The sequence below is a fragment of the Ruegeria sp. BHSA163 genome (assembly GCF_059613365.1).
Genome location: NZ_JBXWSJ010000016.1, coordinates 1 through 25,126, shown reverse-complemented (window position 1 = coordinate 25,126; position 25,126 = coordinate 1). Strand labels below are relative to the sequence as shown.

The 25,126-nt window shown below is 52.7% G+C and carries 24 protein-coding genes; 17 read left to right on the top strand and 7 right to left on the bottom strand.

The annotated features are described in order from the left end of the window. The first annotated feature begins 27 nt into the window (after nt 1-27). Both ssb and AC2FNV_RS09490 read left to right on the top strand, forming a co-directional pair. Nucleotides 28-507, top strand: coding sequence for a single-stranded DNA-binding protein (gene ssb / locus AC2FNV_RS09495; protein WP_170475439.1), 480 nt, complete (start codon nt 28-30; stop codon nt 505-507). 17 nt (nt 508-524) lie between these two features. After that, on the top strand, nt 525-1,595 hold the full coding sequence (locus tag AC2FNV_RS09490) for a site-2 protease family protein (RefSeq protein ID WP_170475440.1): 1,071 nt from the start codon (nt 525-527) through the stop codon (nt 1,593-1,595). Here AC2FNV_RS09490 and aroB read toward each other — a convergent pair whose 3' ends face one another. Further along, the gene (gene aroB / locus AC2FNV_RS09485; protein WP_170608180.1) at nt 1,596-2,717 is read right to left on the bottom strand and encodes a 3-dehydroquinate synthase; all 1,122 of its coding nucleotides are present in this window, start codon (nt 2,715-2,717) and stop codon (nt 1,596-1,598) included. Continuing rightward, complete coding sequence (locus AC2FNV_RS09480; RefSeq protein ID WP_170608181.1) at nt 2,718-3,305, bottom strand: shikimate kinase; 588 nt, start codon at nt 3,303-3,305, stop codon at nt 2,718-2,720. 217 nt (nt 3,306-3,522) lie between these two features. Between AC2FNV_RS09480 and AC2FNV_RS09475 the strand changes: the two genes are divergently transcribed. The 8 genes from AC2FNV_RS09475 (at nt 3,523) to AC2FNV_RS09440 (ending at nt 14,921) form a co-directional block, all read left to right on the top strand. Next, nucleotides 3,523-5,049, top strand: coding sequence for a hypothetical protein (locus AC2FNV_RS09475; RefSeq protein WP_170608183.1), 1,527 nt, complete (start codon nt 3,523-3,525; stop codon nt 5,047-5,049). A gap of 2 nt (nt 5,050-5,051) precedes the next feature. Continuing rightward, entirely contained in the window at nt 5,052-6,002 is a 951-nt protein-coding gene (locus tag AC2FNV_RS09470) for a site-specific tyrosine recombinase XerD (protein WP_170608185.1), read from the top strand. Between the two features lie 69 nt (nt 6,003-6,071). Then, a complete protein-coding gene (locus tag AC2FNV_RS09465; protein WP_170608187.1) occupies nt 6,072-7,379 on the top strand; it encodes an HlyC/CorC family transporter in 1,308 nt (435 codons plus the stop codon). A 100-nt stretch (nt 7,380-7,479) separates the two neighbouring features. Continuing rightward, nucleotides 7,480-9,897: a GcvT family protein gene (locus tag AC2FNV_RS09460; protein WP_496773100.1), complete on the top strand. Its 2,418-nt coding sequence runs from the start codon at nt 7,480-7,482 to the stop codon at nt 9,895-9,897. Between the two features lie 31 nt (nt 9,898-9,928). Next, the gene (locus AC2FNV_RS09455) at nt 9,929-10,528 is read left to right on the top strand and encodes a nucleotidyltransferase family protein (protein WP_170608191.1); all 600 of its coding nucleotides are present in this window, start codon (nt 9,929-9,931) and stop codon (nt 10,526-10,528) included. A 750-nt stretch (nt 10,529-11,278) separates the two neighbouring features. Next, nucleotides 11,279-12,715 (top strand): DegQ family serine endoprotease, encoded by a 1,437-nt coding sequence (locus tag AC2FNV_RS09450; protein WP_170608193.1) that lies wholly within the window; start codon nt 11,279-11,281, stop codon nt 12,713-12,715. 162 nt (nt 12,716-12,877) lie between these two features. Beyond that, entirely contained in the window at nt 12,878-13,558 is a 681-nt protein-coding gene (locus AC2FNV_RS09445) for a response regulator transcription factor (RefSeq protein WP_170608194.1), read from the top strand. Between the two features lie 37 nt (nt 13,559-13,595). Further along, entirely contained in the window at nt 13,596-14,921 is a 1,326-nt protein-coding gene (locus AC2FNV_RS09440) for a sensor histidine kinase (protein WP_367648103.1), read from the top strand. Here the strand turns inward: AC2FNV_RS09440 and AC2FNV_RS09435 are convergent. The 3 genes from AC2FNV_RS09435 to AC2FNV_RS09425 are packed head-to-tail and all read right to left on the bottom strand — an operon-like array spanning nt 14,918 to nt 17,661. Then, complete coding sequence (locus tag AC2FNV_RS09435; protein ID WP_170608196.1) at nt 14,918-15,385, bottom strand: CYTH domain-containing protein; 468 nt, start codon at nt 15,383-15,385, stop codon at nt 14,918-14,920. The genes AC2FNV_RS09440 and AC2FNV_RS09435 overlap by 4 nt on opposite strands. Then, a complete protein-coding gene (locus AC2FNV_RS09430) occupies nt 15,382-16,137 on the bottom strand; it encodes a ParA family protein (RefSeq protein ID WP_170608197.1) in 756 nt (251 codons plus the stop codon). The genes AC2FNV_RS09435 and AC2FNV_RS09430 overlap by 4 nt, the downstream gene beginning before the upstream one ends. 3 nt (nt 16,138-16,140) lie before the next feature. Continuing rightward, the gene (locus tag AC2FNV_RS09425) at nt 16,141-17,661 is read right to left on the bottom strand and encodes a CHAD domain-containing protein (protein WP_496773096.1); all 1,521 of its coding nucleotides are present in this window, start codon (nt 17,659-17,661) and stop codon (nt 16,141-16,143) included. A 482-nt stretch (nt 17,662-18,143) separates the two neighbouring features. On the opposite strand from AC2FNV_RS09425, the gene AC2FNV_RS09420 reads away from it, so the two are divergent. Then, on the top strand, nt 18,144-18,491 hold the full coding sequence (locus tag AC2FNV_RS09420; protein ID WP_170608200.1) for a TfoX/Sxy family protein: 348 nt from the start codon (nt 18,144-18,146) through the stop codon (nt 18,489-18,491). A 51-nt stretch (nt 18,492-18,542) separates the two neighbouring features. Here the strand turns inward: AC2FNV_RS09420 and ndk are convergent, their stop codons facing one another. Together ndk and AC2FNV_RS09410 are read right to left on the bottom strand one after the other, a co-directional pair. Further along, complete coding sequence (gene ndk, locus AC2FNV_RS09415; RefSeq protein WP_068334875.1) at nt 18,543-18,965, bottom strand: nucleoside-diphosphate kinase; 423 nt, start codon at nt 18,963-18,965, stop codon at nt 18,543-18,545. A gap of 118 nt (nt 18,966-19,083) precedes the next feature. Then, complete coding sequence (locus AC2FNV_RS09410) at nt 19,084-20,286, bottom strand: multidrug effflux MFS transporter (RefSeq protein WP_170608202.1); 1,203 nt, start codon at nt 20,284-20,286, stop codon at nt 19,084-19,086. A gap of 108 nt (nt 20,287-20,394) precedes the next feature. Here AC2FNV_RS09410 and AC2FNV_RS09405 point away from each other — a divergent pair, with 108 nt between their 5' ends. The 6 genes from AC2FNV_RS09405 to AC2FNV_RS09380 form a co-directional block, all read left to right on the top strand. Then, entirely contained in the window at nt 20,395-22,245 is a 1,851-nt protein-coding gene (locus AC2FNV_RS09405) for an ABC-F family ATP-binding cassette domain-containing protein (protein ID WP_170608203.1), read from the top strand. Further along, nucleotides 22,242-22,634: an ACT domain-containing protein gene (locus AC2FNV_RS09400; protein ID WP_170608205.1), complete on the top strand. Its 393-nt coding sequence runs from the start codon at nt 22,242-22,244 to the stop codon at nt 22,632-22,634. Before AC2FNV_RS09405 ends, AC2FNV_RS09400 begins: the two co-directional genes overlap by 4 nt. Further along, a complete protein-coding gene (locus AC2FNV_RS09395; protein WP_170475477.1) occupies nt 22,631-23,251 on the top strand; it encodes a MarC family protein in 621 nt (206 codons plus the stop codon). The genes AC2FNV_RS09400 and AC2FNV_RS09395 overlap by 4 nt, the downstream gene beginning before the upstream one ends. A gap of 41 nt (nt 23,252-23,292) precedes the next feature. After that, nucleotides 23,293-23,880: a retropepsin-like aspartic protease family protein gene (locus tag AC2FNV_RS09390; RefSeq protein WP_437436807.1), complete on the top strand. Its 588-nt coding sequence runs from the start codon at nt 23,293-23,295 to the stop codon at nt 23,878-23,880. 58 nt (nt 23,881-23,938) lie between these two features. After that, nucleotides 23,939-24,559, top strand: coding sequence for an ImuA family protein (locus AC2FNV_RS09385; protein WP_170608206.1), 621 nt, complete (start codon nt 23,939-23,941; stop codon nt 24,557-24,559). 62 nt (nt 24,560-24,621) lie between these two features. Further along, nucleotides 24,622-25,126 (top strand): MFS transporter (locus tag AC2FNV_RS09380; RefSeq protein WP_496773092.1); only part of this gene is annotated, 505 nt, incomplete at its 3' end.

Below are 25,126 nucleotides of genomic sequence, written 5' to 3'. Positions count from 1 at the left end.
CACAAGTCAGAAAAGAACGAGGTTTAAATGGCGGGTTCAGTCAACAAGGTCATTCTGGTCGGCAATTTGGGCCGCGATCCTGAGGTGCGGACTTTCCAGAACGGCGGTAAAGTCTGCAACCTGCGGATCGCGACATCGGAAACTTGGAAAGACCGCAATACCGGGGAACGCCGAGAACGTACGGAATGGCATTCGGTCGCGATCTTCAACGAAGGTCTTGTCAGGGTCGCTGAGCAATACCTGCGCAAGGGCTCGAAAGTTTATCTGGAAGGGCAATTGCAAACTCGAAAATGGCAAGACCAGTCCGGGCAGGACCGCTACTCGACCGAAGTCGTCCTGCAGGGCTTTGGTTCAACGCTCGTAATGTTGGATGCACGCGGTGAAGGCGGCGGAGGCGGGTTCGGCGGCGGTCAAGCCGGTGGTGGCTATGGCGACCCATATGGCGGATCGTCCAACGCACCTGCACCTGCATCGGGCGGGATCGACGACGACGAGATTCCGTTCTAAGAAAAGCGGAGATAGAAATGGCATGGTCCTTCCCTCTTGGGCGATTGTTCGGCTCAGAGCTTAGGGTGCATGCCACCTTTTTCCTGCTTCTTGCGTGGATCGGGTTCGCTGCTTACTCCGAAGGCGGATGGCCGGCGGCGATAAACAATCTCATATTTGTTGTGGCCCTGTTTGCCTGCGTTGTCGCTCACGAATTTGGCCATGCGCTAATGGCACGTCGGTATGGCATCCGTACACCAGACATTACCTTGTTGCCGATTGGCGGGTTGGCCCGGCTGGAGCGGATGCCTGAAAATCCTATCCAAGAAGTCTGGGTCGCTTTAGCCGGACCTGCCGTAAATGTTGTCATATGGGCAATTCTTATGGTGTTAGGCTCGGGTACGCAGGTCGATACACTTGCTCAGTTGGATTCAGGCCACGGGAATTTGTTGGGACGCCTTGCGTTCGTGAACCTGCTTTTGGCCGCATTTAACATGATCCCGGCATTTCCAATGGACGGTGGACGTGTGTTTAGGGCGCTGTTGTGCCTGAAAATGGACCGCGTCAAAGCCACACACATAGCGGCTGTTAGTGGCCAGATGGTTGCTGTTGGCCTCGGGTTTCTCGGATTGACCACAGGTAATCCAATTCTCGTCTTGATTGCAGTATTCGTTTTCATTGCAGCAAATGCTGAAAGTCAGGATGTAGCGTTGCGCGCCGTAACCCGCAAAGTATTGGCACGTGACGCAATGATCACCGAATTCCAATCGCTATCACCAAATGACACTCTGAATATGGCGGCGCAGGCAGTCATTCATACGACACAGCCCGAGTTTCCCGTTTTAGATGGACACGGCCGTCTTCTTGGGTTCCTCACGCGCAATCGCCTTTTGAGCGCTCTTGCCAGCGAACATCCAAGATCCGATCCGATCACCTCGATCATGGATGTCGATATCCCGCAAGTCGCTTTGACCAGTGGGCTAAACGATGTTCTTGACGGCTTGCACATGGGCGCTCCAGCAATTGCAGTCAAAACCAAAGCTGGAAAGATCGTCGGCTACATCACGCGCGAAAACATCGGTGAGCTGATGGTGATAAGCGGACGTTGATCAATTCGATCTGCGATTGGCCAACGCGTCTTGAAGAACCGAAGCGACTGCTTCTTGCGGAACATCCGATGTCACGAAAGCTTCCCCGATACCGCGGGCCAGAATGAACCTTAACTGGCCGTCTACTACTTTTTTATCTTGTGCCATTAGGGCGACCAAAGCCGCCGCATCGGGCAAATCACCAGGTATGTCTGCCAAATCCGTTTTCATTCCCATCGCACGCAGATGCGCGCGCACTCGGCTTGGGTCTTCTTGTGCGCAAAGTCCCAGCCGCGCAGATAACTCAAACGCCAAAGCATATCCGATTGCCACGCCTTCACCATGCAGCAAACGGTCAGAATAGCCGGTTGCTGCCTCAAGAGCATGACAAAAAGTATGGCCAAGATTCAGTAAGGCGCGATCCCCTTGCTCGGTTTCGTCTCGCGCGACAATATCGGCCTTCATCTGTACCGAACGGGTAACAGCTTGCACCCGTGCTGACATATTACCAGATGACAATGCTGGACCATTCGCCTCAAGCCACTCAAAAAAATCCTCGTCGCCCAGCAATCCGTATTTCACCACCTCCCCATAGCCAGCCAGAAAGTCTCGGGCGTTAAGTGTGCTGAGAACTGAAGTATCCGCAAGTACCAGAGACGGTTGATGGAAGGCTCCGATCAGGTTTTTGCCCTGCGGCGCATTGATCCCGGTCTTGCCCCCGACCGAGCTATCAACTTGAGCCAGTAACGACGTAGGGATTTGTACAAAACGAACGCCACGGCGAAGAACCGCGGCCGCGAAACCTGCTAAATCGCCAATCACGCCACCGCCAAGTGCCACAACAACATCGCGCCGCTCGACCTTTTCTGACAGCAACCATTCAACGGCACGTTCAAATTGTGGCCAACTCTTAGTAGCCTCCCCCGCAGGTAAAGCAAGCGACGTCATTTCAATTCCAGCCGAACCCAACCCATCCCGCAGAGCTTCCAAATGCAATGCTGCAACTGTCTCGTCGGTTATAACGGCAACGCGAGGGCGCGGTAATAGTGGGGCAATACGCACGCCGGCCTGCGGCAACAGATCTGGTCCGATTTCCACGTCATATGAGCGCTCGCCCAGCTCTACATGTACTGATTGATGCATTTACTTTAGTTCCAAAACATCCGGGCGCGTCGCCAACGCTTCCAATACCCGATCGACCATGTCCTCGATTGCGGTTTCACCGTCGGATTCCGCCACCAAATCGGCCTGCGAATAAACCGGAATCCGGTCTTCATACAGCGCGCGCAAGGTCGCATGTGGATCTGAGGTGCGCAAAAGTGGACGCGTATCCTTGTGGCGTACCCGGTTCCATAACACACTAAGATCGGCTCGCAGCCAGATCGAAACACCTCTGTCTGAGATCATCTTGCGGTTTCTTTCCGATAGAAAGGCGCCGCCGCCAGTTGAAAGAATACATTTTTCTTCATCCAGCAGCCGGCTTATGACTTGGCTTTCCTTTTCACGAAAGAACGCCTCTCCATCTCGTGCGAAAATTTCTGGAATGGTCATATTAGCGGCCGATTCGATCTCGGCATCGCTGTCCAAAAAGGGGACACCCAGACGCATGGCCAGCGATCGACCTACTGCTGTTTTACCTGCGCCCATCATACCGACCAAAACAACCGTTTTGCGCAGGTCAAAACGCTGCGGCGGCTTATCCAAAGGTGCATTTTGCTGTAATTCGCTCATTTCATCTTGAATGACGTGATCTTGGAGAAAATGCCAGTTATAACTTGGACAAAATGAAAAAATGAGGCAGCGTTTACCATGGGCCGCATAATAAAGTTCTTCCTGTACCTAATTTGCCTGTGTTTCATCGGGTTGGTGGGCTACGCATACCTAGGTCCGTTTTTTGGCGCGGACTTTTCGGCACCTCAAAGTGAAATTCGCGAGCCGGTCAACTTGAATGCCGATTAGGACTGCCCTTTTAGCAATGTCTCTGGCGGGGGCAGCGCAAGCTCAGAGTGAAAAACCGCTGTCGGTGATCGACTGGTTGACTAATCCGCCGGAAAACTTGCCGGGTACCGTTCTGCTTGAGCCTCCAGTGACCGAGACAGGATTGCAGCCTGACGTTCAAGTGACTCCACTCGAATCTTTGTCGCCACCTCTGGGGCTAGTTTCTTCTTCTGTCACGGGACTGCCTGTAACCATGTGGCAAGGCAGCGATCCCAATCGATTGGATGAATTGATCCGGCGTGTACCTGTCAAGTCTATCCCAGCCATGCAACGGCTCCTGTTTACGCTGCTATTATCCGAAGCCCGCCCACCCTCTGGGCCCGATACGCAAGATCAACTTTTAATGTCCCGACTGAACCGTTTGATGCAGCTTGGAGCTGCCGATCCGGTTCAATCGCTCGTTCAGTTGGCGGGTCCAACCGATACGCAGTCGCGGTTTCAGAAATGGTTTGACGCAACACTACTGACCGGGGACGAAGACCGAAGCTGCAGTGCCCTAATCGCGCAGCCCAGTCTGTCGCGAGATTACTCCGCGCAAATTTTTTGCAAGGCACGAAGGGGTGACTGGGCGTCGGCAGCCCTGACGCTTGAGGCTGCTCACGCATTAGAAATTTTGCCGCCAGAGGAGCTGGCTCTTTTGGATCGTTTTCTCAGTCCCGAACTGTTTGAGGGAGCAGATTACCTTCCGGAACCCGAAAGCCCGGATCCGCTGACCTTCCGGTTGTTTGAGGCGATTGGAGAGCGTCTGCCAACCGCATCTTTACCGCGCGCCTTTGCAAATGCAGATTTGCGCGATGTTGCGGGGTGGAAAGCTCAGATTGAAGCGGCGGAACGCCTGACCCGAATTGGGGCACTGACACCCAATCAATTGCTTGGGTTATACACCGAAAGATCTCCGGCGGCATCAGGCGCCGTCTGGGACAGGGTATCTGCTGTTCAGAAGTTTGAGTCGGCCCTTCAATCGACCGACCGGCAGGAAATAGCGAAGCGCCTCACTATTGTTTGGCAGCAGATGCAAAATATTGGACTCGAAGTGCCTTTTGCTGAACTGTTCGCTGAAAGACTGGCAAACTTGCCATTGTCGGACCCGGAAGCAGAAAATTTACGGTGGCGCGTTTTGTTGCTGTCCGAAATTTACGAAGATGTGGCTCGCACAGTGCCGGAAGGACCAACCGAGAACCAGTTTCTGGCAGCGTTGGCACTTGGAGACCCAAGTGGTGCTCAGTCCCCTTCACCGCTTGCGGACGCAATCTCTGAAGGTTTTGTGTGGTCAGCGCCTATCCCTTCCGAAATCGAAGCTCTGTTGGACGACGGCCAATTAGGTGAAGCAATTTTGGAATCTATGACACTATTTGGTCATGGTGCCCGCGGAAACTTGGTCGATTTGACTGCTGCAATCGCCGCATTCCGTCGAGTGGGGCTTGAAAACACGGCAAGACGCGCGGCTTTACAATTGATGATCTTAGGCGGAGCCTGACCATGCCTTCACCGGCCTCTCAGGACTTATGGATTTCAACATTCCTGGAAGCGCAGGCGGCCGAACTTGGAGCGGCCACCAACACGCTTCTGGCGTATGGCCGTGATCTGCAAGATTTTTCGTCTTGGCTGGATCGCCACAAATCTGAATTTAATTTGGCCAGCAGAGACCAGATCGAAGGCTATCTAATTGACTGCGATGCCCAGGGGTTATCCCGCTCCACGCTGGCACGTAGGCTATCCGCGATAAAACAACTTTACCGATTTGCATTCGAGGAAGGCTGGCGCGAAACGAACCCCGCCATTCAGATAAAAGGTCCGGGGCGGCAGAAACGCTTGCCGAAAACGCTAGATGTAGCCGAGGTAGATCGCCTGCTTGAGGCCGCTCGTCGAACAGGTCGCAGTACGAGCGACAAAATCCGAAATACGTGCTTGATGGAGCTTCTTTACGCAACCGGAATGCGCGTGACAGAGCTGGTGTCGTTGCCAGTTTCATCTGCACGCGGCGATCCACGCATGTTGCTTATTTTGGGTAAAGGCGGCAAGGAAAGGATGGTTCCTCTGTCTCCGCCAGCCCGGGACGCGCTGGCCGCCTGGTTGATCTTGCGGGATGAGGCCGAAGATCAGGCAGTTGCCAAAGGCGTTCAAAGATCCCGTTTTCTGTTCCCTTCGCGAGGAAAATCAGGGCACCTAACGCGCCATCGTTTTTTTCTGTTGGTGAAGGAATTGGCGGTCGAGGGCGGCGTTTCACCTGAGAAAGTCACCCCTCATACCCTTCGTCATGCCTTTGCTACCCACCTCTTAGCAAATGGCGCGGATCTGCGATCCATTCAGACCCTGCTGGGTCACGCTGACGTGGCTACCACTGAAATTTACACCCATGTTCTGGACGAGCGCCTGTCCAAGCTGGTGCTGGAACACCACCCTTTGGCCAAAGATGATGGGTCGAACTAGGGCTAAACCCTTGATTGCACGAGGCCGCACCCCCATAACGGATGCAGAAACAGTAATTATCAAGGACCGATGGAACCCACTCCTTCTCTGCTAGATGGCGCTTTTTGGATCACTTCCTGCTCCATCCTCCTCCTGCTAGTGCTCTCGGGCTTTTTTTCCGGATCGGAAACCGCGCTTACTGCTTCATCCCGAGGCAAGCTGAGGGCGCAGGCAGATAAGGGATCGAGGGGTGCTAAAAAAGCTTTGGACATTACCGACGACAACGAACGCCTGATTGGATCGGTTCTGCTAGGCAACAACCTGGTGAACATCCTTGCGGCTTCGCTGGCAACAGCCCTATTCACACGGCTGTTCGGTGAAAGTGGCGTCGCTTTGGCCACCCTTGTCATGACTTTTCTGGTGTTGATCTTCGCGGAAGTGTTGCCCAAGACCTACGCTATTACGAACGCGGAAAAGGCAGCGGCAGCAGTCGCTCCGGTCATCAGTATCGTTGTGACCGTTTTCTCACCCATCGTTGCTGCGGTGCGTCTTTTGGTACGCGGTGTATTACGTATTTTTGGCGTGCAAATCGACCCTGACAGCAACATTCTGGCAGTACGAGAGGAAATTGCTGGAGCCTTGCAACTGGGCCACTCCGAAGGCGTCGTTGAAAAAGAAGACCGGGATCGCATTCTTGGCGCGTTGGACCTAGGAGACCGCGCCGTTGAAGAGATCATGCTGCATCGATCAAACATCGAGATGATCGATGCTGACGACGAACCCGAAGCCATTCTAAAACAGTGTCTCGAAAGTCAGCATACTCGCCTGCCGGTGTTCCGGGACGAACCGGAAAACATCGTAGGGGTTGTTCATGCTAAGGACCTGTTTCGAGCGATGTACGCTCAAGCCGGGGGAGCAGATGGCGACACAGAGCGATTGAAAACATTTGATATCTCAAAAGTGGCGAACGATCCCTATTTCGTACCCGAGACGACAACGCTGGATGACCAGATGCGGGAGTTTTTACGAATGCACAGCCACTTTGCCCTTGTGGTTGACGAATACGGATCGCTACGCGGTCTGATCACGCTGGAGGATATTCTGGAAGAGATCGTTGGCGAAATCGCTGACGAATTCGACATTGACGAAGAAGTACCTGTCACCCGAACGGAAGACGGCCAGTATCTTGTCGAAGGTGCCATGACGATCCGCGATGTAAATCGCGCGCTCGAGTGGAACTTACCCGATGAGGAGGCAAACACGGTTGCCGGACTTGTCATTCACGAAGCTCAGATGATCCCTACCGTCGGTCAGGTATTCTCATTTCATGGATTCCGTTTCGAAGTGACAGCCCGCGAGGGCAACCGGATTACTGGCCTGAAAGTCAGGCCCTTGTAAACGATGTTTCTCGCTTGGTGAAAACGACAATTTCGGTCGTTCCTGCGACAGAACAGTATCGCTCTGCCTTGCACCGTCTCGGCAACAATTGGAGGCGCAGATGAAAAACGCATGTCAGGTGGTCGTCATTGGCGGCGGAGTAGTAGGGTGTTCCGTATTGTACCACCTGACTAAGTTAGGTTGGTCGGACGTGATGTTATTGGAACGGTCCGAGCTGACTTCGGGCTCAACATGGCACGCGGCAGGAGGTTTCCACACGCTTAACGGCGACACTAACATGGCCGCGCTCCAAGGATATACGATCCGATTATACAAAGAGCTGGAAGAGATTACCGGAATGTCCTGTGGGCTGCACCATGTCGGCGGTATTACTCTGGCTGACAACCAAGACCGCTTCGACATGTTGTTGGCCGAGCGGGCCAAGCATCGGTTTATGGGTCTTGAAACTGAAATTGTCGGGCCCGAGGAAATTAAGCGGATCGCGCCCACAACGAACACCGATGGCATTATTGGAGCGCTATATGATCCATTGGATGGACACCTTGATCCGTCAGGCACCACTCACGCTTATGCCAAGGCTGCCAGGATGGGTGGCGCAGCAATCGAAACTCATTGCATGGTGGTCGAAACCAATCAGCGCGCCGATGGCACATGGAACGTTGTAACGGACAAGGGAACCATTCATGCAGAACACGTTGTAAACGCGGGCGGGCTTTGGGCACGCGAAGTCGGAGCAATGGCAGGCATCTATTTCCCCCTGCACCCCATGGAACATCAATACCTAGTAACTGACGCGATTCCAGAAATCGAAGCTATTATCGACGCCGGTGGAGAGCATCCACACGTCATGGACCCAGCCGGAGAAAGCTATTTGAGGCAAGAGGGACGCGGCCTTTGCATCGGCTTTTACGAACAGCCGTGCAAACCTTGGGCAGTTGACGGAACGCCGTGGAGCTTTGGGCACGAGTTACTGCCTGACAACTACGACAAAATCACTGACAGTATCGAGTTCGCTTATCGTCGGTTTCCGGTTCTTGCCAAGGCAGGCATAAAATCGGTCATTCATGGCCCGTTTACCTTTGCGCCTGACGGAAACCCACTGGTTGGGCCAGTACCGGGGATGAGAAATTATTGGTCCGCCTGCGGTGTGATGGCCGGGTTTAGTCAGGGCGGAGGCGTGGGTTTAACCCTTGCTCAATGGATGATCGAAGGCGAGCCGGAACGAGACGTCTTCGCCATGGACGTAGCTAGATTTGGAGACTGGATTAGCCCTGGCTATACACGGCCCAAGGTGATTGAAAACTATCAGAAACGTTTCAGCGTCGCTTACCCAAACGAAGAACTGCCCGCCGCGCGCCCCAATCGAACAACGCCCATGTATGATATTTTCAGCGAAATGGGCGCAGTATGGGGACAGCAATACGGGCTGGAAGTGCCCAACTATTTTGCTCAGTGCGGTGAACCGGGATATGAAACACCGTCATTTCGCAGGTCAGACGCCTTTGACGCGACCGGGCGTGAGGTGCGAGCCGTGCGAAACGGTGTCGGCATCAACGAGGTCCACAACTTCGGTAAGTACCTTATCACCGGTCCGGGTGCCCGTGCATGGTTGGATCGGATCATCGCAGGCCGGATGCCAAAGCCTGGCCGCTTGTCGCTAACTCCAATGTTGTCTCACAAAGGCAAGCTGATTGGGGACTTCACTGTGTGCTGCCTTAGCGAGACCGAATTTCAACTGACTGCATCATACGGCAGTCAGGCTTTTCACATGCGTTGGTTTGAGCGGAATGCTCAAGAAGACGTCGTTGTCGAAAACGTTAGTGACCGTTTGAATGGTTTTCAGATAGCAGGGCCGAAAGCCGCAAGTGTATTGGCCGAATGCACGCGAGATGACATCAAGGATTTCAAGTTTCTTGATGTCCGCCGCATGATCGTTGGCATGACCGACTGTACCGTTCAAAGGGTAAGCTACACCGGCGACCTTGGCTTTGAGATTTACTGCGATCCGATGGCTCAGCGCCAACTTTGGCAAACATTGTGGCAGGCTGGAAAGCCGCACAGTATGCAACCGTTTGGAATGCGGGCAATGATGAGCTTGAGGCTGGATAAGTTCTTTGGGTCATGGATGCGGGAATTTTCGCCGGACTATACAGCGGCTGAAACCGGCTTGGATCGTTTTATCGCGTTTTCCAAAAATGCGGATTTCATTGGTCGTGCACCTGCGGAGGCTGAAAGAGACAAGGGGTTGACCAGAAAACTCGTCTCATTCGAGGTGGATGCCGCCGACGCTGATGTGAATGCTTATGAACCGATCTGGTTGGATGGAAACGTTGTCGGTTTCTGTACTTCGGGCGGGTATTCACATTATGCTCAAAAATCCGTGGCGATGGGATTTCTACCTATCGAACGAGTAAGCGATGGCTTGGAAGTTGAGATCGAAATACTGGGGCAGATGCGAAAAGCGCGGGTAATATTGGAGCCTCTTTTTGACCCAGGCGGAGACAGAATGCGGGGATGACATAACCCCGCTTGGGTTACATGGTAACGACATGAAAAAGATACCAGTCATTCTGTTGGCCGCTGGCCAGTCCCAACGTATGGGCGGCGCAGACAAATTGATGCAAAAGATTGACGGTGTTCCGCTGCTTCGCCGCATGGCGCAGATTGCCGAACCAGTTGGGCCGGTTATAGTTGCCCTTCCTCCAGCGCCCCATCCCAGATACGAGGTTCTGAAAGGGCTGGACGTGTTGGCAGAACCAATCCCAAACGCCTCAGAGGGGATGAACGCTAGTCTGCGAGGCGCTTTGACCAGAGTGCCCCAAAAAGCAGATGCAGTTATGGTTCTGTTGTCGGATTTGCCGGAACTGACAAGTGATGACCTATTGGCGGTTTCACAGTCGATGATATCGCATCCACACAACCTGATCTGGAGAGGAGCCACTAACGATGGAAAACCCGGCCATCCGGTTATTTTTCATCATTCTCTGTTTCCCCAGTTATCCGAGTTATCCGGCGATAGCGGAGCGCAGGCGGTCGTTAGAAACAACATCGACAGGCTACATTTGCAGATACTGCCCAACCAAAACGCATTGATGGATCTGGATACGCCGGAAGAGTGGGCAAAATGGCAGGCAAAGCGGGCAAAGTGACTTAACGTAAGTTTCAAACAAAACACAGCCCGGTCTTTTCAGACCGGGCTGCTGCCCAAAACAGGACTACCACTTTCACCAATCTCAACGAGCGCAGCCATTCAGCCTAATAGGCTTACTGACCATTCCGCTGCCGAACCTAAACAAGACCCCCTCGTTAACATGCCGCTCCGCGCTATGGAGACTGAGATGTGCCTTCAACACCCCCTAGTGTCTCAGGCCCCTCACTTGGGCAAGATCATCGTCGCCTATCAGTCGCCTACAAACAATCTAAAATTGGACAAAAGGGTTAATTTTGACGCCTTCAGGTTGGCAATTTCGCAACAACAAACCAACTCCGTTTCTACTTTAAGTAGATTCTAAAAACCTGCCCGCAGATCAACTATCTATCCAATAAAATAGCTGTGCAGATATCGATTTGAATTGTCAGAACTAGATCGCCAGACCACACAACGGCTACAACAAAGAGAACAATTTTAAGTTGATTGCCTTGACAGAGCGAGCTTGTTCGACTTGATCGTTAACAAAATTGAATCAAATCCGCACTTGCGGCCAATAAGCATTTAAATCGACACCAAACGACCGATTCGCCACACGGCGTCGGCATGATTCGTTTCTCATCCTGTATTAGAAACGCGAAAAGTGGCAAAATTAAGGTATCTTAATTTTTTGATCAGAATCCACCAACACTCGGATGTCATTTCCTGACCATAAGCGCGGATCAAACCGCCCAAACAGACAGGAGTCATAATGAGCATCCGTAAATCTTCACTGCTTTTCCCTCGTACTTCCAATTGGGTCGGAGTCGGCGCACTTGGTGCCGCCTTGCTGGCGACGACCGCCCTGCCCTCTTTGGCAGACGAGGCTCTGGCCGACCTTGTGGAATCCGTTTCACCATCGGTCGTAACAATCATCGCTGAACAAAAATCTTCCCCAGTGCAAGCTCGTGACCAAGACTTTGATTTCAAAGGCCATCCATTCGGTGAGTTCTTCGAGCGTTTTGGCGGGCCCGAAGGCTTTCAAATGCCCGACCGTGGTCCTGGACAAGGGTTGGGTTCCGGTTTCGTCCTTGATGAGGATGGCTACATCGTAACCAATCATCACGTGGTCGACAACGCCAGTTCCGTAACTGTACGTCTCAGTGACAACCGGTCATACGAAGCGGAAGTCGTTGGCACTGACGCATTAACCGACATCGCCGTTTTGAAGATTGACGCCGGTGAAGACCTTCAAGCCGTGCGGCTTGGCGACAGCGACGTAATACGCGTTGGCGAAGATGTTGTTGCGATTGGTAATCCGTTTGGGCTTAGCTCGACGGTAACCACAGGGATCGTTTCGGCCAAAGGCCGCAATATCTCTGAAGGTCCTTACGCTGAATTCATCCAAACAGATGCAGCTATAAACAAAGGCAATTCAGGCGGTCCGCTATTCAATATGGAAGGCGAAGTGATCGGCGTGAACTCGGCCATTTATTCACCCAGTGGTGGTTCTGTGGGCCTTGGGTTTGCTGTTACTTCGAACATCGTTGAACACATCACCGCAGATCTTCGGGATGATGGTCAGGTAAGCCGCGGCTGGTTGGGTGTCTCTATCCAGAATGTCAGCCCTCAGCTGGCAGCAGCTCTCGGTATTGACGAAACCTCGGGAGCGTTGGTCTCGGATGTTGTTGACGGCAGCCCAGCGGACGGAACTCTTCAACAGGGCGACGTTATCCTGAGCTTTAACGATGAAGCCATCGACTCCAGCAGCGATTTGCCGATCCTTGTCGGCACGACCAAGGTGGGATCTGACAGCGTTCTAACCGTTCTTCGCGATGGCAAAGAACAAAAGATCGAAGTGACTATAGGTCAACACCGATCGGCTGAAGCCCAGATCGACAACATCGCCGACGACAAGGTTGAAGGCACGTCATTGGGCGTTACCGTGGCACCACTGACAGAAAGCACCCGGACTGAAATGGGCATGTCCGAAACAGTGGATGGTGTGGTTGTAACAGAATTGCAACCTGAAAGCCCAGCAGCCAAAGCCGGACTTCAGCGTGGCGACGTCATCGTTCGGATTGGAAATCAGGACACAGTGACGCCAGATGCCCTGAAAGCAGCGCTGGAAAGCGAAAAGACTGACCCTGCGTTGCTGTTGATCAACCGTGGCGGGAATCAGATCTTTGTCGCAGTCGAGATAGCCTGACACCAAGCCCAAGTGCGCCACGTGATGGGGAGATCTGGCGCACTATTCCGGCCAGCGCGGTTTGTCCACGTGCTGTCGGAAAGGCCGGGTGCGGCTATGCACCCGGCCAGTTTTTTTTAGGAAGAGACTATGTTTATATCGCGAGTAAAGGGAGCCCCGACCATGAGCAGACGGCTGTTGATCGTTGAAGATGACGAAGACACACGTGACTTCATCGCCAAAGGTTTTAGCGAAGAGGGCTATGTAATCGAGGCCGCTTCTGATGGTCGCGAAGGACTGTACCATGCCACTGACGGCGGGTTCGATGCTGTTGTGCTGGACCGAATGCTGCCTGGGCTGGATGGCTTGTCGTTGATCAAGTCGATGCGAGCTGCAGGAGTAAAAACCCCTGTATTGATGCTTACGGCCATGAGTGCGGTCGACGAGCGTGTCAAAGGCCTACGGGCCGGAGCAGACGACTACTTGGTTAAGCCGTTTTCATTTCAGGAACTCCATGCCCGTATCGAAGCCCTCTTGCGCCGCCCTCAGGAGTCGGAAGAAACTGCCACCTTGGGGTGTCGCGACCTTGAGATGGATTTGCTGACCCGCAAAGTGACACGCAATGGTCGCGAAATCACGCTCACGCCGCGCGAATTTCAAATTCTCGAGTTTTTCTTGCGCCGCAAAAACCGCGTCGTTTCCCGCACAATGTTGCTGGAAGGCGTATGGGATTATCATTTCGACCCCAACACGAATGTCGTCGATGTCCATATTTCTAAACTGCGCCGTCAGCTGGACGAAGGTGGCGACGATCCGATAATTGAAACCGTCCGGGGCGCCGGATATATGGTTTCGGATGCATAACGTTCTGCTTTCACTAAAGAATTCCCGGACAAGATTAGTGCTGGCCAGTATGGTGCTCAGCACATTGTTGACTGCGGCCATTCTGGCAATGGTATACGTCACGGCCAACCGAACTATCGCCAGTGAAACCAGGTCCGTTGTCTCCGCAGAATTGACCGGGTTATCAGACGAGTATGAGCGGCGCGGTTTGATCGGCCTGATGAACGCGATAGAGCGACGACTTCCCACCGCCGCGGATCGCGACGCGCTTTACTTGCTTACCGGTCGGCAAGGAACCAAGTTGGCCGGAAACCTTGTGAGTTGGCCCGACGATGTAATAGCCGGCAGCGGTTGGGTCGAGTTGCAGCTCCGAAAAGGCGAAACTGACGAATACGTGCCGATCTCTGCTGCATCAATTCGCCTTCCCGGTGGTGAGCGTCTTTTGGTCGGGCGCGACGCCCTGGCGCGACAGCAATTTGATCGTATCTTATTCAGAACGGTCGGACTGGCGCTTTTAACAGCATTTGCGCTCAGTTTATTGACCGGCTGGTTGCTTACAAGGCTGGTTTTCTCGCGCCTAAAGGACTTCGCTGATACTGCAGACAACATAGTTTCGGGCGATCTTTCGCTTCGAATGCCATTGCGAGGAACAGGAGACGAGTTCGATCAAGTGGCCGGAACGCTTAACAACATGCTGGATCGAATTGAAGAGCTGATTAGTAATCTACGTACCACATCAAACTCCATCGCCCATGACTTGCGCTCGCCTCTGTCGCGGCTGCGCCAACGTGTCGAAGCGCTTAGTGAACCAGAAAAGACCGACGAAGAGCGCGAAGTCGACATGGCGCGGGCAACTGGCGAGATCGATCATGTTCTGCGTGTTCTGACACAATTGACCGAAATATCACGCGCCGAAGCAGGATTGGGCCGAGAGCAATTCGAACCGATAAACCTTCGCCAACTAGTCGAAGACGTAGTGGAACTGTATGAACCTGTGGCGTCCGATCAAGGCATACAACTTGAAGTAGTAGGTGCTTCTGAACCAATTCAGGGCCATCGCCCACTGCTGTCCCAAGCTCTGTCCAATCTGCTGGAGAATGCGATGCGATATGCGCCGCACGCCTCAAAAATCACCATCGGAATCCGCGAAAATGGCCCATACACTCTATTAAGCGTTCGAGATCGCGGACCCGGGGTGCCTGAGGCCGATCTTCCACGCCTGCAAATGCCTTTTGTCACACTGGACCCAGCCAGAACACAACGGAACGCAGGTTTGGGGCTGGCTTTAGTCGCCGCCATTTCACACATGCACGGCGGAGCTTTCATGGCACGTAATTGCCAGCCGGGGCTTGAAACTATCTTGAAACTGGCGCGGACTCCCTAATTAGGAATGCCGTTGATCGCCAAAGTTTTGTTTTTGTAGCGTTTATCCTCGGTCACATCCGCACCGAACCAATCAGGAGGTGAATAAGCGCGCGCGGCTTCTTCGGAGTTGAACTCAATCTCGACCAAACACAAAGAAGAAAGAGAGCCCAAGAATACATCTAACTCAAATGTCCGCCCGTCAGGCAGTAAGCCAGTGTAGCGCTCTTTCTCTACCCTTCTACCCTCTGTTTCAGGCCAAAAGATTTCGAACTGCGCACCTGAAATTTCAGCCTCACGCTCGACCCGTGCGATGTCACCTCCTCCCTTAAGGGTCATAAAATATTGGTCATTTTTTTGTCGAAGTCGCAATTCAGTCGAATCGTCAGGGTGGGTCAAATAGCCTTGGCGCACGAACGCTTTGCGGGTCTGCGAAAGGTCAGGCATCGTCGCGACCAAAAATTTGCGTTCAATTTCTAAGCTCATCTTTTTGAATCCAACCCTTTGTTCAATTCCTTGAACAGTTCCCTGTAAGCCAATCCGGCAACGCTCCGACTGGCGTAAGTGACGACCGGAGCGCGATATAGACCCATTCGTTCAATATCAGCTGAAAAGGGGATGCTCGTACTCATAAAACGCTTGCGGTATTGCTTGCGCATGGCTGCTATCGTTTCCACGTGCAGTTTTTTACGCCTCTGCACCATAGAGAAGAAGGCGCGTAGTTTTTTCTTGGGAAGTTTGTGTTCATCAAAGAAACCGACCAATTGGTCGAACGTTCGTTCAGACAAGGTACTTGGAATAACCGGAACCACAATAGTATCAGCGGCCTTAAAGATGTTTTCGGATAGGGTCGAAAAGTTTGGCGGGCAATCCAAAACAATCACGTCGTAGTCCCCACCAACAGACTTCAGTGCCTTTTTCAAACGCGATCTTTTATTGCGCATTCGGGATAGAAAGACGTCAAAATCGCGATACGTCATATTTGCCGGTAATACGTCCAAGTTCTTAAAATCACTGGCTCTTATCGATTTGGTAAAGCGTTTGACGTCTTCGAAAAAACGCGCTTCGGTAAGTTTCTTTGAAGGTTTAACCCGAAGGTAAAACCCAGATGCCCCTTGCGGATCGAGATCACACAGTAAAACATGCATTCCCGCCTGTGCACAGGCATAAGCCAAGTTAACCGAAGTTGCAGTTTTTCCAACACCGCCCTTATTGCTGTAACAGGCAATGATTTTCATTCCTCAGTCCCCCGGTGTTTGAAACAGGATACGGAACAGCTCTCGGATGTCCGGACTGTCGAAATGTTGGAAGTTAGAGACTACCCTTTCCCTCTCAGCCTGTTGCCTTTGGTTGAGAATTGCTATCAATCCTCCAACCGACAATCCAAGATTCGCGTCAACTTGACCCGAGCTGGAACTTTGTTGGACAGCAAAAGCCAACAAAGCGTCTTGCTGAACCGAACAATCATTGAAATCTCCAAGATTGTCCTGTAGCCGTTTCAAAGGTTTGATAATTGTTTTGAATGCCTTAGCATCGAAAAGCTGGGCAAAAAACTCCATGAGGTACCGCAGCTTTTTGCAGTGAATGCGCAACTCATGAACTGCCTCGTCAGGGGTTTCAGGATCGATACTACGAGCCAGCTTGCAGACCTTTCGGTAGCGTTTCCAGATCAGAGAGCAAGCATATTTATAAGCACCAAGGTCGGCATTTTGGCCAAATTCCAAACGCGTTGGATCGTCAAATTGAGCTGCCAGCTTTTTCATCGACTGGTCGTAACTGGCACTCCGAAACCTGCGAGACAACTTCTTCTGCTCACGTGCGCGTTCTGTTTCAAATTGATCAAACATCTTGCCCAATCCGGCGTGAAGAGACGGCGGCACAAGTTTGAAGTAACTTTCTCTTTCCAGCAGATAGACATCAAGATCCCTTAGCCGACCGGTTGGAGACATCAGATCGGAAAAGATGCGTTTAAGTTCGGCAGTCTCTTGGTCGGAAAAAACTCCTTTGAAAAGGCTCAATACGGACCGGACTCGGCGCAAGGACACGCGGTAATCGTGAAGAAACTCGGTGTCGATGTCGGCAATCACGCCTGCTTCATTTTTTCGCGCGACGGCAATGAAAGTTCGGATGATTTCCGTCGCAGCCTCGGACGCCGGTTCCAACTTGCCAAGGTGTATGGTCGGCTTGGCTTGATATTGTTCCACATTCGGGAATAAAGCTCCGAACACGGTTTCTAGGCCGTGATGCGATCCGGCCATTGAACGCAATGAGCCCTTAACGGTCTCAAAAGCGCGGTCGTAACCACGCAGTCTTTGGATCGAAGCCAATGAAACCTGCCCGGCATCGGACCTTAGTGCTACAAAAGAGCCTCTGACCACTGTTTTCTGCAATTCGTCAAGCGCGGCTAAAGAGCCGGTTTCGATGATCCCCCTGCCTATCTCTGTCAACGCGCGCAGCGGTGGAAATCCAGCCAAGGAGTCCCGAACGGGTCCATCAGGCAATTCATTCACAAACTTGCCATAGCCTTTGCCGGCCTGCGAAACCCACACTTGGTCCGGCTGCAGCAATTGTAATCTATTTCCGGATTCGATCAGAAGACATCCAGAATTTCGAAGGGACTGGTCATGATCATCAAGAATGACAAATGGTTTTTTCTGCTGATGCAGTTCAGCTTGCAGCGTCAGGTTACTGTCAGCTTGCAGAGCAACATCCAAGTCGAACGCGCCGGGAAATACTACCAAATCGTTATCTGCATCCGACATGCTCGACCCTTTTTCGCCTTATTCAGGTAGTCTTGAACCAATGTCTCAACGATTTTTGAACGCTGCTGCCTTCCTCGATGGCCCTGATCTTTAATGCCTTTGGAGTTTTTCCGTCCAACCTTAATGAGGTGTTCTTTTTCACTTTGGACATCATCACCCCTATGACAGCATGACGTCATGAAATCTCAACTTATCTATACGATCAAGGTTCCTTAAAGAATAAGTCGGAATTAATTGACAAATGTAGCCCTGTGTTCGCCAATTCGAATATGTGCCCGGTTTTAAGAACAGAAAAATAATCTGACCGTGTTTTGACTTAAAATTGACCGCTTGAGAGACGGTCGTCTTTACGTCGATTATGGTCCGCTTTGAACCACTGCCATACGGCATGAGTTGGCCACGATTTCAATGTGAGCGTAAGTGTTTAAGTTTGATGAATAAACCAGGGTGACAGATTGGCAGCGTCCAGATAGAACGGCGCCATGACCGATCCTGTCTCCTCCATTCGCAACCTTGGCCCTGCCTATGAGGACGCTTGCGCCCGCGCGGGAATTCATTCGGCGCAAGAGCTTCGAGATTTGGGAGCAGACGAAGCATACGCTAGGCTATTAACTGCTGGCACCAAACCGCACTTTATCGGTTATTACGTTCTGGTCATGGGCTTGCAGGGCCGCCCGTGGAACGATTGCAAAGGCGATGAAAAGAAAGCTTTGCGCGAGCGGTTCGACTTGATCAAAGCAAATGCGCAAAGCTCTCCGGCGAGCCAGATGATTTCAGAACTGGATGCACTTGGCGTTCGCGTTAATGTTCAAGACTTTGAACAAACTTAAAGTGCCGCGCCACAAATCGGGCGCGACGTCTTTACATTTTCGGTTGGCCCACTAGCCGACCAATTCAATTCCGGAAAAGAAGTAGGCAATCTCTACCGCGGCAGTTTCAGGAGCGTCTGAACCGTGAACCGAGTTTTCCCCGACGGACTCGGCGAACTCAGCTCGGATGGTTCCGGGTGCCGCGTCAGCGGGATTGGTCGCGCCCATGACTTCGCGATTTTTCGCTATGGCACCTTCGCCTTCCAGAACCTGAACAACGACCGGAGCTGAGGACATAAATTCGCAAAGCTCGTCATAAAAAGGGCGCTCGGCGTGGACTTCATAAAACTTGCCAGCTTGTTCCTTTGTCATATGGATACGCTTTTGCGCGACGATGCGCAGACCGGCTTCTTCAAATTTCGCGTTAATTTTGCCGGTCAGGTTGCGGCGTGTCGCATCCGGTTTGATGATTGAGAATGTGCGTTCCAGTGCCATGTAGGCCTCTCCTTAAGTTGCCAGCGCGGATTGCACCACGCCAAAATCCATCGCGCGCCGCGTAGCATGGTATTTAACTTAAGAAAAGCGTTATGATGGCTGCTGTTCACTCAGGTGATCAGATTGCGTCTGGCAAAGGGTCAGTCACATCCACCCATCGTATATAGAGCACGGCAAGCAGCCCCACAAAACTACTTGCGCACATCATTCCCAGTACCAGAAAGGGCCCATTTGCTGGACTAACAAATGCACCTGTCATCGAGGTGAGCACCGCCCCAAGTGCGACGATCATAGCACCAGATAAACCTGCAGCACTTCCTGCCAATTTCGGGCGAACAGACATTAATCCCGACGATGCATTGGCGTTCGTTAGCCCGTTTCCAAAACCTACGAAAATTGCCGAACCAAAGAAAACCCACACGGAGCCTTGGCCGGCAAGGAACAAAGATAGTCCAACAAACGGGCCAACAGATGCGAATATCCGGCCTATCAGGATCATTGTCGTCAACCTAGTTCGCGTGGCTATACGTCCCGTTATGAAATTGCCGACCATGAACCCGCCCGTAATGATGCCTATTCCCAAACCCAACATTGCCGGAGTCAGATCAAACCACGCCTGTGCGACCAGCGGCGCCCCGGTAATAAAACTGTAGAACCCCCCAATTGAAAACGCCATGCAAAGCGCATAACCCCAAAACCTGCGGGCCCGAAACAAATGCGGGTACTCGCTTAACTGTGCGCTAAAAGTAGACGAGCGTTCTGAATTGGTTTCCCCCATGTCCGCCCACAAAAGTGCCAGCAATCCTGTGCCTGCTAGCGAGTAAAAAACAAACCCCGCCCGCCAACCAAACAACATATCAAGTGCACCGCCCAGCATTGGCCCTAACATCGGGGCAAGCGCCATGGCCATAGCAACGTACCCCAACTTACTGGCCGCCTCGTTCGGCGGGTACATATCCCGGATCGTGGCACTGGATAAAACTGATCCTGCAACCACAGATGCCTGCAACAAACGAAATCCAAGAAATACCCAAATCGTCTCGGCCAGAACGCAGCCGAACGAAGCACATGCAAAAAGCCCCATGCAAATCAACAACACCGGTCTTCGACCAAAACGATCTGACAGCGGCCCAATGATCAGTTGTAATACGGCTGACACCGCTAAATATCCGGCTACAGATATGTTGATCAGCGAATAGTCGACCTGGAAATCTTCGCTCATTCGAGCGAGCGAAGGCAAAAACAAATTCAGGGACAAAACCGACAGCGCCGTCGCAAATACCAGTGTTACCAACGATGGGGGCGTCCGTGCCGCGCGCATGATATGAACCGAATTAAAAATTTTGCCGGGTCAGCGCTAGCACATTGAACATCCGTTGAACACGTCAAGCTGCTGGCGGCTACTTTATTGCTCTGGTAATAGCGCGTCATGCTCAGGATCCAGAACATAAATTATGCCATCGAAGGCCGTCCGCTGTTTGATGGGGCCAGCGCAACAATACCCGCTGGTCACAAGGTCGGCTTGGTTGGTCGCAACGGGACCGGAAAAACTACGCTTTTCCGCCTGATCCGAGGGGAATTGGCACTGGAGTCTGGCGAAATCACGCTTCCAAAACGTGCTCGTATCGGTGGTGTCGCGCAAGAGGTGCCATCGTCAGAGGTATCACTGATCAACACGGTATTGGCCGCCGATACCGAACGCAGCGAGTTGATGGCCGAAGCCGAGAACGCGTCGGACGCAGATCGTATTGCCGAGATACAAACCCGGCTTGCCGATATCGACGCTTGGTCGGCCGAGGCTCGGGCAGCTTCGATTCTCAAAGGACTGGGGTTCGATGATGATGAGCAGCTAAAGCCATGCTCGGACTTTTCTGGTGGTTGGCGAATGCGGGTTGCTTTGGCGGCTGTCTTGTTTTCGCAACCAGATCTTTTGTTGCTGGACGAGCCAACCAATTATCTAGATTTGGAAGGCTCATTGTGGCTGGAAAGTTACCTGGCCAAATACCCCCACACTGTGATCATCATCAGCCATGATCGCGATTTGCTAAATCGCGCAGTCGGGTCGATCCTACATCTGGAAGACCGCAATTTAACGTACTATTCGGTGCCCTACGATAAATTCGCCGAACGCCGCGCTGAGCGGCTGGCACAAGCGGAATCAGAGAACGCAAAGGCCAAAGCGCGCATAGCACACCTACAAAGCTTTGTAGATCGGTTTCGGTACAAGGCATCCAAGGCAGTTCAAGCTCAATCCCGGCTGAAAATGATTGAGCGAATTCAACTAATTTCGACCCCGCAAGAGGCTGCACTTCGCGCATTCTCTTTCCCAAAGCCCGAGGAACTGTCACCGCCAATCATACAGCTCGAAGGAGGCGTGACCGGCTACGGCGAAACTGAGGTGTTGCGTAGGTTGAACCTCCGCATTGATCAGGATGACCGGATCGCGCTTTTGGGCAAGAACGGACAAGGCAAATCGACCCTGTCAAAGCTGCTTTCGGACAGGTTGCCTTTGATGGCTGGTAAAATGACACGTAGTTCGAAAATGCGGATAGGGTATTTCGCTCAGCATCAGGTGGATGAATTATATGTCGATGAAACACCGCTGGATCATTTGCGGCGACTTCGCCCGGAAGAGGCACCTGGAAAGTGGCGATCGCGGCTGGCTGGTTTTGGGTTAAACGCCGATCAGGCGGAAACCAAAGTTGGTCGACTATCAGGTGGACAAAAAGCGCGGCTTTCACTGTTGATCGCAACAATCGATGCGCCGCATATGCTGATTTTGGACGAACCAACCAACCATCTTGACATCGAAAGCCGTGAGGCGTTGGTCGAAGCGTTAACTGCTTATTCAGGATCAGTTATTCTAGTCAGCCACGACATGCACCTGCTGTCACTAGTTGCAGACCGCCTGTGGCTGGTCTCGGATGGCACTGTAAAAACCTATGAAGGTGATCTTGAGACTTATCGTTCAATGCTTTTGGCGCGGGACAAACCAATCAAAGAAAAACCTTTGACACCCAAGCTCAAACGGCCCTCCCGCGATGCAGTGTTGGCTATGCGCGCGGATCTGCGCAAATGCGAGGACCGGATCGAAAAGTTGACTGACATGCACGAAAAACTGTCAACGAAACTGGCCGACCCTGCGTTGTACCAAGACGACAGGATCGACGATTTGGAAACCTGGAACCGCAAATTTGCAGAAGTGGTCGAAGCAATGCAAAAAGCCGAGGCACTGTGGGTCGCGGCGGCTGAACGGCTGGAACAGGCGGAAACCACATGAATGATCCCGTTTTTGAAACCAAAGCCATGATCGCAGGCATGCGCCCCGCAATCCAACCGGGTGAGTTCGCATTTGTGATCTGGCCTAAAGATAAGGTGTGGCCCAAAGGAACACGTGCAAGCATTGTCGAAGCGGAAGGTCTTTCGCTTGTGGTGCCAATCGATGCAGCCCCGTCGGACGCGCTCGCAATGCGTTGCATAACGTTGCAAGTGCACTCCTCATTAGAAGGTGTGGGCCTTATGGCCGCCGTATCTGACACCCTGGCGAAATCAGGAATTCCTGCAAATGTGATTGCGGGCTATCACCACGACCATGTCTTTGTACCTACCCATCAGGCGCAAACGGCGTTGGACCTTCTGATGACACTGCAGCAGAGCGCAACGGAATGATGGAATTTGCGTTCTTCGTAACTGCATTCACTACATTATTCGTGGTCATCGACCCGTTTGGCACAACGCCAATCTTTGTTGCAATGACGCAGGATATGGACGCTCGCGACCGTCGTCGAACGGCGCTGCGAACGTGCCTGACGGCATCCTGTATATTGATTGCATTTGCCGCCTTTGGCGAGGCAGTGCTTGGTTTTGTCGGCATCTCGATGGAGGCGTTCAGAGTGGCCGGCGGGGCGCTGCTGTTTCTGACCGCTCTCGACATGCTGTTTGAACGTCGGACTAAGCGGCGGGAAGATCGTGCTGAGCAGGAGGAGCATCCTGATCCTTCGGTTTTCCCATTGGCCATTCCATTGGTCGCCGGACCGGGTTCAATCGCGACGATTATTCTGCTTGCAGGAGAGCACCCAGGAATTCAGGGAATTGTCACCGCCTGCGTAGTCATGCTTGCGGTCATGGCTGTGGTTCTAGCGTTCTTTATGGCGGGGGGCTTGATCGGCCAAATTCTTGGCAAGACTGGGCTGAATGTCCTGACCCGCCTTCTTGGCATGTTGCTTGCGGCACTGTCAGTTCAGTTCATATTGGACGGGCTCAAGGCCTTTGGTTTTGCGTCATAAATACCCATATAGGGCACACGTGAACTTATCTGGGTGACAGCATGGGATTGGATGGCGACAGTTTAGCAAGATTGGCTTACCTGAGCCTGCTGGGCGCGGCCTTGCTTGCGTGGTTCTTTACACAGAACCGGCAGTCGATTGGTAAGACTATGCAGCAGGCTTTGGCTTGGGTTTTCATTTTTATCGGCGTCATAGCTATTGTCGGCCTGTGGGAAGATATCCGCACGACTGTTGGCCCTTCAGCGCATCTTTCCGTCACTGAAAGCTCGATTGAAGTTCCTCGTTCCGTTGATGGGCATTATTACCTTCCAATGCTGGTGGATGGAGAACCCATAACGTTTCTGGTCGATACAGGTGCCAGCCAAATCGTTCTAAGTTCGCAGGATGCAAAACGGGTCGGGATCGACCCCGATCAACTTAATTATATTGGCCGTGCTTTTACAGCTAACGGAGAAGTCCGTACTGCTCCGGTACGTCTTCAAAGTTTAACGCTGGGACCAATTTCAGATAAAAATGTTTCCGCCTGGGTCAATGAAGGTGAATTGCACCAATCTTTGCTGGGTATGGATTATCTACAGCGTTTTTCCGCGGTTCAATTCTCTGATGGCCGCTTGATCTTGTCCCGTTAAGCGGCCTGCTGTCACTTTACAGATTGAGAACAAAATAGGAACATGTTAATCTTTCAGTATGTCTACGCATCTTCTTGGCCGCAAACCTGCGCGTGAAACGCCGGGGGTTGCTCTTCATCCGCAGATCACACTGCAACTAGCCCGCGTGCACGAGGCCTGCGGTCCAGCCAGGCGCAGCTTTGCCATGTGGTTGGCCGGTCAGACACAAGGTCCGGTCCTGTGGATTTCTCCTACATGGGAGCCCGGCCAGCTAAACCCAGACGGGATGATGGCCTTTGCCGATCCGGCCCGCTTCCTGTTTGTCCGCCCTACCCGCGCCGAAGATCTGCTGTGGTGTATGGAAGAGGCGCTGCGGAGCGGGGCGATTCCATTAGTCATTGGCGACCTACCTGGCGCACCGGGGCTGACACCGGTGCGTCGCATGCACTTGGCTGCCGAACAAGGCGGCACGATGGGGCAAGCCCCACTAGGGCTTTTGCTGACACCCGGAAACGGTGGCGCACAAGGGGTCGAGACGCGCTGGCACATGGCTGCGGTCCATAAAGGCGAGGCAAGGCGCTGGACTCTAACCCGCCGCCGTGCCCGCGCACTGCCCCCGGTAAGTTGGCGCGCCACCCAAACCGAGTCGCGCGCCGGACTGAACCTGCAACGCATCGCCTCAAAAAACGCAACCAAATAAACCTAAAAAAAACGCGCAACTTTTGACTGGCCAAAACATAAGGCGAGTCATAGCGTCCCGCCATGACCCATCCGATTCATGATAGCCGCTACGCTTGGACCCGCCTTGCGATCACCCTGATAATTGCAACCGTAGCGAACGTCGGAATGTGGGCCGTAATTGTCGTAATGCCGGCAATCGAAACAGAATTTGGTGCAGGACGCGCCGAGGCGTCCATGCCCTACACTCTGGCGATGATCGGCTTTGCCCTGGGAAATATGTGGCTGGGGCGGCTTGTAGACCGGATGGGAGTTACCAAAGCCCTGATCGGGGCTGCAGTGTTAAGCGCCATCAGTTATCTACTGGCAACACTCGCGCCAAACATGATTTTGCTTGCAGCAGCACATCTCCTGCTGGGTCTCGGTACGTCGGTCGGCTTTGGCCCACTAATTGCCGATATATCACACTGGTTCATGCGTCGGCGCGGGATTGCAGTGGCTCTCGTCGCAAGTGGGAATTACCTGTCCGGCGCAATCTGGCCGACTTTGCTGTCGGGAATTCTGGCGCGCGACGGTTGGCAACTGGTTT

Bases quoted from the DNA above. Each gene is read 5' to 3' on its own strand.
- ssb (WP_170475439.1), top strand. From the start codon at position 28: ATGGCGGGTTCAGTCAACAAGGTCATTCTGGTCGGCAATTTGGGCCGC.
- AC2FNV_RS09490 (WP_170475440.1), top strand. From the start codon at position 525: ATGGCATGGTCCTTCCCTCTTGGGCGATTGTTCGGCTCAGAGCTTAGG.
- aroB (WP_170608180.1), bottom strand. From the start codon at position 2,717: ATGCATCAATCAGTACATGTAGAGCTGGGCGAGCGCTCATATGACGTG.
- AC2FNV_RS09480 (WP_170608181.1), bottom strand. From the start codon at position 3,305: ATGAGCGAATTACAGCAAAATGCACCTTTGGATAAGCCGCCGCAGCGT.
- AC2FNV_RS09475 (WP_170608183.1), top strand. From the start codon at position 3,523: ATGCCGATTAGGACTGCCCTTTTAGCAATGTCTCTGGCGGGGGCAGCG.
- AC2FNV_RS09470 (WP_170608185.1), top strand. From the start codon at position 5,052: ATGCCTTCACCGGCCTCTCAGGACTTATGGATTTCAACATTCCTGGAA.
- AC2FNV_RS09465 (WP_170608187.1), top strand. From the start codon at position 6,072: ATGGAACCCACTCCTTCTCTGCTAGATGGCGCTTTTTGGATCACTTCC.
- AC2FNV_RS09460 (WP_496773100.1), top strand. From the start codon at position 7,480: ATGAAAAACGCATGTCAGGTGGTCGTCATTGGCGGCGGAGTAGTAGGG.
- AC2FNV_RS09455 (WP_170608191.1), top strand. From the start codon at position 9,929: ATGAAAAAGATACCAGTCATTCTGTTGGCCGCTGGCCAGTCCCAACGT.
- AC2FNV_RS09450 (WP_170608193.1), top strand. From the start codon at position 11,279: ATGAGCATCCGTAAATCTTCACTGCTTTTCCCTCGTACTTCCAATTGG.
- AC2FNV_RS09445 (WP_170608194.1), top strand. From the start codon at position 12,878: ATGAGCAGACGGCTGTTGATCGTTGAAGATGACGAAGACACACGTGAC.
- AC2FNV_RS09435 (WP_170608196.1), bottom strand. From the start codon at position 15,385: ATGAGCTTAGAAATTGAACGCAAATTTTTGGTCGCGACGATGCCTGAC.
- AC2FNV_RS09430 (WP_170608197.1), bottom strand. From the start codon at position 16,137: ATGAAAATCATTGCCTGTTACAGCAATAAGGGCGGTGTTGGAAAAACT.
- AC2FNV_RS09425 (WP_496773096.1), bottom strand. From the start codon at position 17,661: ATGTCGGATGCAGATAACGATTTGGTAGTATTTCCCGGCGCGTTCGAC.
- AC2FNV_RS09420 (WP_170608200.1), top strand. From the start codon at position 18,144: ATGACCGATCCTGTCTCCTCCATTCGCAACCTTGGCCCTGCCTATGAG.
- ndk (WP_068334875.1), bottom strand. From the start codon at position 18,965: ATGGCACTGGAACGCACATTCTCAATCATCAAACCGGATGCGACACGC.
- AC2FNV_RS09410 (WP_170608202.1), bottom strand. From the start codon at position 20,286: ATGCGCGCGGCACGGACGCCCCCATCGTTGGTAACACTGGTATTTGCG.
- AC2FNV_RS09405 (WP_170608203.1), top strand. From the start codon at position 20,395: ATGCTCAGGATCCAGAACATAAATTATGCCATCGAAGGCCGTCCGCTG.
- AC2FNV_RS09400 (WP_170608205.1), top strand. From the start codon at position 22,242: ATGAATGATCCCGTTTTTGAAACCAAAGCCATGATCGCAGGCATGCGC.
- AC2FNV_RS09395 (WP_170475477.1), top strand. From the start codon at position 22,631: ATGATGGAATTTGCGTTCTTCGTAACTGCATTCACTACATTATTCGTG.
- AC2FNV_RS09390 (WP_437436807.1), top strand. From the start codon at position 23,293: ATGGGATTGGATGGCGACAGTTTAGCAAGATTGGCTTACCTGAGCCTG.
- AC2FNV_RS09385 (WP_170608206.1), top strand. From the start codon at position 23,939: ATGTCTACGCATCTTCTTGGCCGCAAACCTGCGCGTGAAACGCCGGGG.